Below are 12,115 nucleotides of genomic sequence, written 5' to 3'. Positions count from 1 at the left end.
GTCAAACTCGGCTATTGATGGTTGGCTTGGGAACTTAAAGACTGGGAGTCTAAAATGAAAACAACAAGCACGTTCAAACTCGTTACCGCAACTGCCGTCGCCGCCCTCTCCGTCGCGACCGCCGCCTTCGCCGCCGATCCCGACAGCTGCTCCACCGTTCATTTCTCGGACGTCGGCTGGACGGATATCACCGCTACCACCGCCACCGCATCCGTCGTCCTGAAGAGCATCGGCTATCAGACCGACATCAAGGTTCTCTCGGTGCCGGTCACCTACACCTCGCTGAAGAACAAGGACATCGACATCTTCCTCGGCAACTGGATGCCGACACAGGAAAAGGACGTCCGGCCCTATCTCGACGACAAGTCGGTCGAATCCTTCGGCCCCAACCTCGTCGGCGCCAAGTATACGCTCGCCACCAACGCCAAGGGCGCCGAGCTTGGCATCAAGGACTTCAAGGACATCGCCGCTCATAAGGACGAGCTGGATGGCAAGATCTATGGCATCGAGCCCGGCAATGATGGCAACCGCCTCGTCATGGACATGATCGAAAAGAACACCTTTGGCCTGAAGGAATTGGAAGTCGTCGAGTCCTCCGAGCAGGGTATGCTCGCTCAGGTCGCGCGCGCCGACAAATCAGGCAAGCCCGTTGTCTTCCTCGGCTGGGAACCCCATCCGATGAACACCAACTTCAAGCTGACCTACCTGACTGGCGGTGACGATATCTTCGGTCCGGATTTCGGCGGCGCCAAGGTCTTCACCAATGTCCGCGCCGGTTATCTCGACGAATGCCCGAATGTCGGCACGATGCTGAAGAACCTGACGTTCTCCCTCGACATGGAGAACCACATCATGGGCAAAATCCTGAACGACGGCAAAGAGCCGGAGGCTGCAGCTTCCGAATGGCTGAAGGCGAACCCCACAGCACTCGAGCCCTGGCTCGCGGGCGTCAAGACCCGCGATGGCAAGGGCGACGCTCTCGCCGCCGCCAAGACCGGCCTCGGCCTCTGATGATACGAACGGGGCGGCTCGCCGCCCCGTTTCATTTTTGTCCGATTGTTGTTTTTCTGGATGGGCGCGCCCTTGAATTGGATCACCGAATTTAAGATTCCCGTTGGCCCCTGGGCCAAATCCTTTGTGGACTGGCTGACCTCGAACGGCGAATGGTTCTTCAACCAGATCGCCTTCCTGCTGTCGAGCGCCATAGACGGCCTGCTCTTCGTGCTGCAGAAGCCTCATCCGCTGATCGTCATCGCGGCCATCACCGCCATCGCCTTTTGGCTGCGCCGCTCGATCGCGGTCGCCGTCTTCACCTGTCTCGGGCTGCTGCTGATCGTGAACCAGGACTATTGGAAGGAAACGACGGAGACGCTCGCCCTCGTGCTGGCCGCCACCTTCGTCTGTATGGTGATCGGCATTCCGTTAGGGATTGCTGCCGCCCGCCGCCCTTGGATCTATGCTGCCATGCGCCCGGTACTCGATCTCATGCAGACCATACCGACATTCGTCTACCTGATCCCGGCGCTCATCCTGTTTGGCCTCGGCATGGTGCCGGGCCTGATCGCCACCGTCATCTTCGCAATCCCCGCCCCGATCCGGCTGACGCGCCTTGGCATCATCTCGACGCCGCCGTCCCTCGTCGAAGCCGCCGTCGCTTTCGGCGCGACGCCGATACAGGTGTTGCGCAAGATCGAGCTTCCCTACGCCACGCCGCAGATCATGGCGGGTCTCACCCAGACCATCATGCTGTCGCTGTCGATGGTTGTCATCGCCGCCCTTGTCGGCGCTCCCGGGCTTGGCGTGCCCGTCGTCCGTGCGCTGAACACCGTCAATATCGCCAAGGGCTTCGAGGCGGGCTTCTGCATCGTCATCCTGGCAATCATTCTCGACCGGATGTTCCGCACGGCGGGTGAAGGAGGCGGTGCATGACCGCGGTAAGCTTTAACAATGTCAGCATCATCTTCGGCGATCGGCCGGAAACCGCGCTTGCCATGGTCGATCAGGGCAAATCGCGCGACGAAATCGGCGCCGCCACCGGCTTGGTGCTCGGCGTCGCCGATGCCTCGCTGACGATCGAGGAAGGCGAGATCCTGGTGCTGATGGGCCTTTCCGGCTCCGGCAAGTCGACGCTGCTGCGCGCCGTCAACGGGCTCGCTCCCGTGGTGCGTGGTGATGTCGCCGTCTCCACGACCACCGGCCCCGTCAACCCTTACAGATGCAATGCCAAGGCGCTGCGGGATCTGCGCACGCACACCGTCTCCATGGTGTTCCAGCAGTTCGCTCTCCTGCCATGGCGCACGGTCGCCGAGAATGTCGGCTTCGGCCTCGAGCTCGCCGGCATGCCGGAAGCCGAACGCAAGCTCCGCGTCGGCGAGCAGCTTGAACTGGTCAACTTGACGAAATGGGCGGGCCGCAAGGTCAACGAGCTTTCCGGCGGCATGCAGCAGCGTGTCGGCCTTGCCCGCGCCTTTGCCACCGGCGCCCCGATCCTGCTCATGGACGAGCCTTTCTCGGCGCTCGACCCATTGATCCGCACCCGCCTGCAGGACGAGCTCCTGGAGTTCCAGCGGCGGCTGAAGAAGACCATTCTTTTCGTCAGCCACGATCTCGACGAGGCCTTCCGCATCGGCAATCGCATCGCCATCATGGAGAGCGGCCGCATCATCCAGTGCGGAACGCCCCACGACATCGTCAAGAACCCCGCAGACCAGTATGTCGCCGATTTCGTGCAGAACCTCAATCCGATCAACATGCTGACGGCGGCCGACGTCATGCAGCCGGGCCTTGGCCAGACTGCCGCCGGCATGAGCGTCAGCGCCACGGCCCGCGCCGCGACCCCGCTCATCGATATCCTCGATGCCCTTGCCCGCCAGCCAGGCAGTATCGGCATCGTCGAGAACGGCGCGATCGTCGGCACCATCTCGGCTCAGGATATCGTTGCCGGCCTCACCCGCCATCGCCGCAAGCAGGAAGCTTGATGTTTTCCATCCGCTTTGTCACAAAGTGGATATGAAAGATCAGCCCTCGCCCCTACGCGAAACCGACGACAATGCCCGAAAGCTCGCCCGCGTGCTTCTGCGCTCCGCCAGGCACGCGGCGATTGCCGTTCTCGCCCCCGAGACCGGCTTTCCCTTCGCCAGCCGCGTGCTCGTCGCCACCGATATCGACGGCATCCCCGTCATCCTGGTTTCGCAGCTGTCGGCTCATACCAAGGCGCTCGCCAGAGACCCGCGCGCCTCGCTCCTGACCGGCGAGCCCGGCAAGGGGGATCCCCTTGCCTATCCCCGTCTGACGACCCAATGCCTGGCAGAACCCATCGAGCACAGCAATCCATTCTACGCGCGGATCCGCGCGCGTTTTCTCGCTCGCCACCCCAAGGCGAAACTTTATATCGACTTTCCTGATTTCCTGTTCTTCCGTCTCAAGCCTGAGCAGGCCAGCCTCAATGGCGGTTTCGGCCGCGCCTACCAACTCGATGGGAACGATCTCGTAATCCAGTCGGCCGCGAATGAGGAGATTGCCGCCAGGGCAACAGAGACAGTGCGAGATTTAGTAGAACGCCACCCCGATGTGGAGGAAAGCCTTGCTACTAGGCTAAAGGCGCCGGAATCGGGCTCTTGGCGCATTTGTGGTGTGGATTCCTCAGGTTTCGACATGATTTCCGGCGATTTTCTGCTGCGATACGAGTTCGAAACCCTCGCTGTGGATGCCGATCACATTTGTTCAAACATATCTAAAATAGCATACTCGATACCTTAAATTTAGGTATATACAATCTTCGAGCCCAGTTGCTAGTTTTTGATGTCAGTCAAAATCCCGGCTGGCGGCCTGCGCCAACACACTTGATGTACGTTTCGCATTAGGAAGATAACATATGGAAACCTCTGATTTGGCCGATCACACGAACGTGGCGGCAGCTTTATTGTCGGCCATGGCAAACCCGAAGAGATTGCTGATCTTGTGTAGCCTCGTGAAGGGCGAAGTGGCCGTCGGCGTGCTTGCGACGCAGGTCGGGCTCAGCCAGTCGGCTCTCTCTCAACACCTGTCGAAATTGCGCGCTCAAAAGCTGGTCAAGACCCGTCGGGACGCACAGACCATCTATTATTCGAGCACCTCCGAGCCGGTCATGAAGATCCTGGCAACGCTCGAAGATATCTACCTCGTGCAGAACCGGAACAGATCCGCCGCTTAATGATAGCGCTGACATGAAGTCGGCCGATGCCATGCCGCAAGGGAATGTTCCCGGAGGCTTGGCAACGATATTTCAGCACGTGAACCTTATGGCACGACCGGCAAATTTGCGATTTGCCGGTCGTGCCTTTGCGCGCCCGGTCTTTTGCTCCTTTCGCCGGCGGGGAAAGAATTGCAGCCTGATCGCGCTGAAGCGCTCGCCGCGTGATCGACCCAGACAAGTTGAGCTTCCCGTTAGGAACCGTTCTCGGGACTTTTCCCGTTGACGCCTTGGGAAGCCCTGATAATTTGACCGGGCAGTAAAAATATGGGCGTAAAGCCCCCGGGAAAGGGCCGACAGCGGCCAGGAGAACAGCATGTCCAATCGCCTCAACGCACCGAACGATCTTCGCGCCTTCTGGATGCCGTTTACGGCAAATCGCCAGTTCAAGAAGGAGCCGCGTTTGTTCGTTGGCGCCAAGGACATGTACTATACGACCCATGACGGCCGTCAGGTGCTGGACGGCACCGCTGGCCTCTGGTGCGTCAATGCCGGCCACTGCCGCCCGAAGATCACCGAGGCGATCCGCGAGCAGGCCGGCGAGCTCGATTACGCGCCGGCCTTCCAGCTCGGCCATCCCAAGGCCTTCGAACTGGCAAACCGCCTGGTCGACATTGCCCCGGAAGGCCTGAACCACGTTCTCTATACCAACTCCGGTTCCGAATCCGTCGAGACCGCGCTCAAGGTGGCGCTCGCCTATCACCGGGTGAAGGGCAATGGATCACGGTTCCGCCTGATCGGCCGCGAGCGCGGCTATCACGGCGTCAATTTCGGCGGCATCTCCGTCGGCGGCATCGTCACCAACCGTAAGATGTTCGGCACGCTTCTAACCGGCGTCGATCACATGCCGCACACCCACCAACCCGGCAAGAACAACTTCACCCGCGGCGAGCCCGAGCATGGCGGCGACATCGCCACCGAGCTCGAGCGTATCGTCACCCTGCATGACGCCTCTACCGTCGCCGCCGTCATCGTCGAGCCGGTGGCAGGCTCCACCGGCGTCTTGATCCCGCCCAAGGGCTACCTGCAGAAGCTGCGCGAGATCTGCACCAAACACGGCATCCTTCTAATCTTCGACGAGGTCATCACCGGCTTCGGCCGCCTCGGCGCCCCCTTCGCCGCCCAGTATTACGACGTCAAGCCCGACATGATCACCGCCGCCAAGGGACTGACCAATGGTGTCATCCCGATGGGCGCCGTCTTCGTCACCTCCGAGATCCATGATGCTTTCATGAACGGCCCGGAGCACATGATCGAGTTCTTCCACGGCTACACCTATTCCGGCAACCCGATCGCTTCCGCCGCCGCACTCGCCACGCTCGACACCTATAAGGAAGAGGGGCTGCTGACACGCGCCGCCGAGCTTTCCGACTACTGGGCCGACGCGCTGCATTCGCTAAAGGACTGCCCCAATGTCATCGACATCAGGAACACCGGCCTGATCGGCGCGATCGAACTCGACCCGATCGCCGGCGAGCCGACCAAGCGTGCCTTCACCGCTTTCCTGAAAGCCTATGAAAGCGGCCTGCTGATCCGCACCACAGGCGATATCATCGCGCTCTCGCCGCCGCTGATCATCGAGAAGCACCATATCGACGAGCTCTTCGACAAGCTGCGGACCATCCTGCAGAACAACATCTGAGAAGCTCTGAAATTTCCGGCAAAAGGGCATGCAGCACGTCAAAGTGTTATAGCGCCGCGCGTCTGAAAGGACGCGCGGCGCTATAAGTCCACGCAGGCCGGTTTGTTGCCAAGCTGGATAGACCTCAGGTCACGGCGGCGACGGAAAGGCAGAGGGCGAATTTCTTCAACAGCCGGCGATCGAAATGCCCTTCGTTACCAAGCATCCATTTCAGTGCTTGGCTCGCGCTCCATGGCGCCCTGTACGGCCGCACCGAGGTGATGGCGTCGTAGACGTCGCAAATCGCAGCAATACGCGCATGGAGGCTGACCTGCGCCTCGGAAAGTTTGCGGGGGTAGCCTTTGCCGTCGATACGCTCATGATGGTTGAGGCATACGTCGAGAACAATTTCCGAAATGCCTTCCTGGCGCGACAGGATTGCGTGTCCCTTTTCCGGATGGTCGCGGATCATCTTGATCTCGTCCTCGTCCAGGGGGCCCTCCTTGTTGAGTATCTCGAGCGGAATTTCGAGCTTGCCGACGTCGTGCAGCAATCCTGCTGTGCCGAGCATCTGAACAGTTGTCTCGTCAAGTCCGAGATGACGGCTGAAAAGGATCATCAGCGCGCTCACCGAAATCGAATGCAGGAACGTCGCCTCGTCCTTGGATTTCAGACGCGTAACGCTCAGAAAGACCGTGGGATTCTGATCGATAGACTTGGAGACTGAGGAAATCACCGGCGCCACCTGATCGACGCTGATCTCATCGCCATGCTGGAGTCGACCGAAAACGCTTTCCAGCACTTGCATGGATTTCTGGATGGTCTCGCGTGCCGCCTTGGTGTCGATCTCGATGTTGCCACCTGGCAGGCCGTCAATATCCAGGCCTCTGCTGGTGTTGATGATCACGCCTATCATGCCGTTCTTGCGAAGCTTCTGGGCATCGATTTCACGGCGCAGAAGAAATCTGCGCTTGGACAGAAAGGGATCGTGCCATGCACCCTCGATGGCCTCTACAAACATTCCGGTGCGCACCTGCCTGGCTTCGACCCGCTTGAGCATCCAGCTCTCTATTCCTGAAATAACTCTCTGTTTATTGTCGACCGTTCTTTTGCATCGCAGCAATATATGCGCGAATAATGGTTCTACCCTAATTGGTAGAATCAAATGTTAATCTCGAAACAGAATTCGAATATTCAGAAAGACGAAGAGAGCCTCCGCGAAATTCGCCAGGTTTCATCGGCGCATCGCTGACGCGGGGTACCGGCACCCTCTAGAAATCGGCAGACGGCGTCAAAATCGACGATTTCGGACGATTTCGCACGGGATCGGCTCAATTCTCGTTTCATTTTGCTATCAACTTGCGAAATCTCACCAAAATTCCTAGAAATCTTGCCGTTGCACCCATTCGAGCCAAATATGGCCGGAGGGCGCATTGATCGCGCCGATATCGATCGTCCTTGGCACGGCCTTAGGGCCGTTGAACGATCCGGAAAAGCCGGCGCGACGCTTCATCGCGGGTCGAATGACCCCATCCAAGGAGACAGACAATGACCCTCAAGACTTTGACGGCGACCCTCGTCGCGTCACTCGCCTTTGCGCCGCTTGCCCACGCCGATATCACCATCGGCCTGATCGCGCCGCTGACCGGCCCCGTCGCTGCCTATGGCGACCAGGTGAAGAACGGCGCTCAGACAGCCGTCGACGAGATCAACAAAAAGGGCGGGATTCTCGGCGAGAAGGTCGTCCTCGAACTGGCCGACGATGCCGGCGAGCCGAAGCAGGGCGTTTCCGCCGCCAACAAGGTCGTCGGCGACGGCATCCGTTTCGTCGTCGGCCCAGTGACCTCAGGCGTCGCCATTCCCGTTTCGGACGTGCTTGCTGAAAACGGCGTGCTGATGGTCACCCCGACCGCGACCGCCCCTGACCTGACCAAGCGCGGTCTCACCAACGTGCTGCGCACCTGCGGACGCGACGACCAGCAGGCCGAAGTCGCCGCCAAATATGTGCTGAAGAATTTCAAGGACAAGCGCGTCGCCATCGTCAACGACAAGGGCGCCTATGGCAAGGGCCTCGCCGACGCCTTCAAGGCGACGCTGAACGCCGGAGGCATCACCGAAGTCGTCAATGACGCGATCACGCCCGGCGACAAGGATTTCAGCGCGCTCACCACCCGCATCAAGTCGGAAAAGGTCGACGTGGTCTATTTCGGCGGCTACCACCCGGAAGGCGGCCTGCTCGCCCGCCAGCTGCATGACCTCGCCGCCAACGCGACGATCATCGGCGGCGACGGCCTCTCCAACACCGAATTCTGGGCAATCGGCACCGATGCGGTAGCAGGCACCATCTTCACCAACGCTTCGGACGCCACGAAGAGCCCGGATTCCAAAGCCGCAGCCGACGCGCTCGCCGCGAAGAACATCCCGGCCGAGGCCTTCACGCTCAACGCCTATGCCGCCGTCGAAGTGCTGAAGGCCGGCATCGAGAAGGCCGGCAGCGCCGAGGATGCGGAAGCCGTTGCAACCGCGCTGAAGGGCGGCGAAGAAATCCCGACCGCCATCGGCAAGGTCACCTACGGCGAAACCGGCGACCTGACCTCGCAGAGCTTCTCGCTCTACAAATGGGAAGCCGGCAAGATCGTCGCCGCCGAGTAAACCATCGCGGACCGTCGACCACCGGGCGCCCCTATGGCGCCCGGTTTCGTTTTGCGGCACTCGCTTGTGGCGGCAGATCGGTTATAAGTTTCGGAATCGGTTGTAATGTGAGCAATGCCATGACCACCAAGCTCGAACGTCTCATCGACCAGGGCGTCGGCCGCGTGCCGGCCGATATCGTGCTGAAGGGCGGCCGTTTCTTCGATCTCGTTACCGGCGAACTCGTCCTGTCGGACATTGCGATCGGCGCCGATCGCATCGTCGGCACCTCAGGCGATTATGATGGCGAGACCGAAATCGATATATCGGGCAGGATCGTCGTTCCCGGCTTCATCGACACGCATCTGCATATCGAATCTTCGCTCGTCACACCGCATGAATTCGATCGCTGCGTTCTGCCCTACGGCGTGACGACCGCGATCTGCGATCCGCACGAAATCGCCAATGTGCTCGGAACCGCCGGCATCGAATTCTTTCTGGAATCGGCGCTGGAGACGATCATGGACATCCGCGTCCAGCTCTCCTCCTGTGTTCCGGCGACGCATCTCGAAACCTCCGGCGCCGACCTGCCGATCGAGCGCCTCCTGCCCTACCGCCACCACCCGAAGGTCATCGGCCTTGCCGAATTCATGAATTTCCCCGGCGTGATCCACAAGGATCCCGTCTGCATGGCCAAGCTTGATGCCTTCCAGGGCGGCCATATCGACGGTCACGCGCCGCTACTGTCCGGCAACGACCTCAATGGCTACCTCTCGGCCGGCATCCGCACCGAGCACGAATGCACGACTGCCGCCGAAGCGCTGGAAAAGATCCGCAAGGGCATGCATATCCTTGTGCGCGAGGGTTCGGTATCCAAGGATCTCGCGGCGCTGATGCCTATTATCACCGAGCGGCTTTCCCCTTACCTGGCACTCTGCACCGATGACCGCAATCCGCTCGATATCGCCGAACAGGGCCATCTCGATCATATGATCCGCACGGCGATCGCAAGCGGCGTCGAGCCCCTGGCGATCTACCGCGCCGCCTCGATTTCGGCCGCCCGCGCCTTCGGCCTCAGGGACCGCGGCCTGGTCGCGCCGGGCTGGCGCGCCGATCTGGTGGTTCTTGACACCCTGGAAAACTGCCGTGCCGACATGGTCTTTTCCGCCGGCCGCCGCGTCACCGATGCGCTCTTTTCCTCGCGCAGGCCGGTTGCCCCGATCGGCCTCGACAGCGTCAAGGCCAGGCCCGTCAACGCCGCCCATTTCGGCGTCCCGGTCGCCGAGGGCGAAACGCCTGTCATCGGCGTCATGCCGGGCAAGATCATCACCGAGCATCGCCGCTACCGCCTGCCCGTCAGGGGCAACGAGACGACGGTCGATCTTGCCAATGATATCATCAAGGTCGCCGTCATCGAGCGCCACGGCAAGAACGGCAACCATGCCAACGGCTTCGTCCAGGGTTTTGGCCTGAAGAAGGGTGCGATCGCCTCGACCGTCGGCCATGACAGCCACAATATTTGCGTGGTCGGTGTCAGCGAGGACGACATGGCGCGCGCCGCAAACCGCCTCGGCGAGATCAAGGGCGGCTTCGTCGTCGTCGAAGACGGCAAGGTCACCGGCGAAATCGCCCTGCCCATCGCTGGTCTTATGAGCCTCGAGCCCTATGAGACGGTTCGCGACATCCTGCACCATCTGCGCAAGGCCGCCTTCGCGCTCGGCGCCACGTTGGAAGAACCCTTCCTCCAGCTCGCTTTTCTACCGCTGCCGGTCATCCCGCACCTGAAGATATCCGACCGCGGCATGGTGGATGTGGACAAGTTCGCGCTCATCGGGTGATGCGATTGAAGCAGGGCTGGCTCCGCGGTGGACAACCTCTCGACGTTCGCCTTCAGAGACACAGCAGTCGAACATCAAACCCGCGCGCAAAACCCGTCGAGCGCCGCAAGCTTCACTGATCCCGCGCCCACTACCGCCTCGAAGCCCGGCATATCAAGCGGTTCTCCGAGCACGATGCCATCAGGCAGGCGGAATTCCGCCGGTTTGCGCGTCAGGTTGAAAACGAAGAGCAGTTTTTCTCCGTCCTTTTCGCGGGTGAAGGCGAGCAGGTCCTGGTTGGTACCGATGAAGGTCATGTCGCCGTCGACCAGCGCCGGATGGCTCTTCCGGAATGCAAGCGTCTTGCGGTAGTGATGCAGCACCGAGCTGTCGCTCGCCTCCTGCGTATCGACGGAAAGTGCTGCCTGCTCGTAAGGCACCGGCAGCCAGCTCTTTTCCGCGGATGTGAAGCCCGCATGCGCCTTGCCGGCTTCCCAGGGCATCGGCGTGCGGCAGCCGTCGCGGCCCTTGAAGGCCGGCCAGAAGCGGATGCCGTAAGGGTCGCGCAGATCCTCGAAGGCGAGCTCTGCCTCCGGCAGGCCGAGTTCCTCGCCCTGATAGAGGCAGATCGAGCCACGTAGCGCCGCAAGCACCGAGACCGCCAGCTTGGCGATGACGGGCCGTTCTTCCTCCGTGCGCGCGAAACGGCTGACATGGCGCATGACATCGTGGTTGGAAAAAGCCCAGCAGACCCAGCCGTCCGTGACTGCCTTGTGGAACGCCTCGACGCAGCCGCGAATATGCTCGGCGGTGAAATCCGGCCCGAGCAGATCGAATGTGTAGCACATGTGCAGCTTGTCGCCGCCACTCGTATAGGCGCCAACCGTCTTCAGCGAACGCGCGCCATCGCCGACTTCGCCGACAGTCGTGCGATCCTCGTACTGATCGAGCAGCGCCCGGAAGCGCTTGAGGAAATCGACATTTTCCGGCTGCGTCTTGTCGTAGAGGTGGTTCTGCATGCCGTAGGGATTGCTGTCGGGCGCATCGAGGCCGGCGTCATCTTCATCCGGCTCATGCGGCGGATTGCTCCTGAGCAGCTTGTCGCAGAAATAATAGTTGACCGTATCCAGGCGGAAACCGTCGACGCCGCGGTCGAGCCAGAACTTCACCGTCTCGAGGACCGCATCCTGCACGGCCTTGCTGTGGAAGTTGAGGTCCGGCTGCGAGGTCAGGAAATTGTGCTGGTAGTATTGCCGGCGCACGCCATCCCATTCCCAGCCCGGCCCGCCGAAAATCGACAACCAGTTGTTCGGCGCCGTACCATCCGGCTTCGGATCGGCCCAGACATACCAATCCGCCTTCGGATTGGTCCGGCTCGACCGGCTCTCGACGAACCAGGGATGCCGGTCGGAAGTGTGCGAGATCACCTGGTCGATAACAACCTTGATGCCGAGCCTGTGCGCTTCGGCCATCATCTCGTCGAAATCGGCGAGCGTCCCGAAGATTGGATCGACGTCGCAATAATCGGAAACGTCGTAACCCATGTCGGCCATCGGCGACTTGAAGAAGGGCGAAAGCCAGATCGCGTCGACTCCGAGGCTGGCTATATGCGGCAGCCGGCGGGTGATTCCCCTGAGATCGCCGAGACCGTCGCTGTTGGTGTCCTGAAACGAGCGCGGATAGACCTGATAGATCACCGCGCCGCGCCACCAGTCCGCACTCCCGCCTGCCTGCAATGCCATCGGCTACATCTCCTGCCTCGTTTGCGCTCGCCACACTAAAGCGGACAAAACAAAAGACAACCGGGTGAAGCCG

The 12,115-nt window shown here is 60.8% G+C and carries 10 protein-coding genes; 8 read left to right on the top strand and 2 right to left on the bottom strand.

Features of this window, described 5'->3' with window-relative positions; all coding sequences use genetic code 11:
• Nucleotides 1-54: 54 nt before the first annotated feature.
• The 6 genes from AC1D2N_RS01610 to aptA all read left to right on the top strand — a co-directional run bounded on the left by AC1D2N_RS01610 (nucleotide 55) and on the right by aptA (nucleotide 5,873).
• Nucleotides 55-1,011 (top strand): choline ABC transporter substrate-binding protein, encoded by a 957-nt coding sequence (locus AC1D2N_RS01610; RefSeq protein WP_018446721.1) that lies wholly within the window; start codon nucleotides 55-57, stop codon nucleotides 1,009-1,011.
• A 72-nt stretch (nucleotides 1,012-1,083) separates the two neighbouring features.
• On the top strand, nucleotides 1,084-1,929 hold the full coding sequence (gene choW, locus AC1D2N_RS01605) for a choline ABC transporter permease subunit (RefSeq protein WP_026242356.1): 846 nt from the start codon (nucleotides 1,084-1,086) through the stop codon (nucleotides 1,927-1,929).
• Nucleotides 1,926-2,978, top strand: a complete 1,053-nt coding sequence (choV, locus tag AC1D2N_RS01600) for a choline ABC transporter ATP-binding protein (protein ID WP_018243097.1) — start codon at nucleotides 1,926-1,928, stop codon at nucleotides 2,976-2,978. The genes choW and choV overlap by 4 nt, the downstream gene beginning before the upstream one ends.
• 31 nt (nucleotides 2,979-3,009) lie before the next feature.
• Nucleotides 3,010-3,759 (top strand): HugZ family pyridoxamine 5'-phosphate oxidase, encoded by a 750-nt coding sequence (locus AC1D2N_RS01595; protein WP_026230716.1) that lies wholly within the window; start codon nucleotides 3,010-3,012, stop codon nucleotides 3,757-3,759.
• Nucleotides 3,760-3,874: 115 nt separating this feature from the next.
• Nucleotides 3,875-4,192, top strand: coding sequence for an ArsR/SmtB family transcription factor (locus AC1D2N_RS01590; protein WP_003561417.1), 318 nt, complete (start codon nucleotides 3,875-3,877; stop codon nucleotides 4,190-4,192).
• 355 nt (nucleotides 4,193-4,547) lie between these two features.
• Nucleotides 4,548-5,873 carry an omega-aminotransferase AptA gene (gene aptA, locus AC1D2N_RS01585; protein WP_018446724.1) on the top strand — a complete coding sequence of 442 codons (1,326 nt, stop codon included), beginning with the start codon at nucleotides 4,548-4,550 and terminating at the stop codon, nucleotides 5,871-5,873.
• A gap of 124 nt (nucleotides 5,874-5,997) precedes the next feature.
• Here aptA and AC1D2N_RS01580 read toward each other — a convergent pair whose 3' ends face one another.
• On the bottom strand, nucleotides 5,998-6,912 hold the full coding sequence (locus AC1D2N_RS01580; RefSeq protein ID WP_130652852.1) for an HD-GYP domain-containing protein: 915 nt from the start codon (nucleotides 6,910-6,912) through the stop codon (nucleotides 5,998-6,000).
• Nucleotides 6,913-7,400: 488 nt separating this feature from the next.
• On the opposite strand from AC1D2N_RS01580, the gene AC1D2N_RS01575 reads away from it, so the two are divergent.
• Nucleotides 7,401-8,504 carry a branched-chain amino acid ABC transporter substrate-binding protein gene (locus AC1D2N_RS01575; RefSeq protein WP_018243102.1) on the top strand — a complete coding sequence of 368 codons (1,104 nt, stop codon included), beginning with the start codon at nucleotides 7,401-7,403 and terminating at the stop codon, nucleotides 8,502-8,504.
• 119 nt (nucleotides 8,505-8,623) lie between these two features.
• Nucleotides 8,624-10,321, top strand: a complete 1,698-nt coding sequence (gene ade, locus AC1D2N_RS01570) for an adenine deaminase (protein ID WP_130729351.1) — start codon at nucleotides 8,624-8,626, stop codon at nucleotides 10,319-10,321.
• A gap of 74 nt (nucleotides 10,322-10,395) precedes the next feature.
• Here ade and bglA read toward each other — a convergent pair whose 3' ends face one another.
• On the bottom strand, nucleotides 10,396-12,042 hold the full coding sequence (gene bglA / locus AC1D2N_RS01565; RefSeq protein ID WP_130729352.1) for a beta-galactosidase BglA: 1,647 nt from the start codon (nucleotides 12,040-12,042) through the stop codon (nucleotides 10,396-10,398).
• Nucleotides 12,043-12,115: the final 73 nt, after the last annotated feature.

Source organism: Rhizobium sp. P1_B8, from assembly GCF_056406515.1.
Note: the sequence above shows the minus strand (reverse complement) of the source record. Positions and strands in the feature narration are given on the sequence as shown.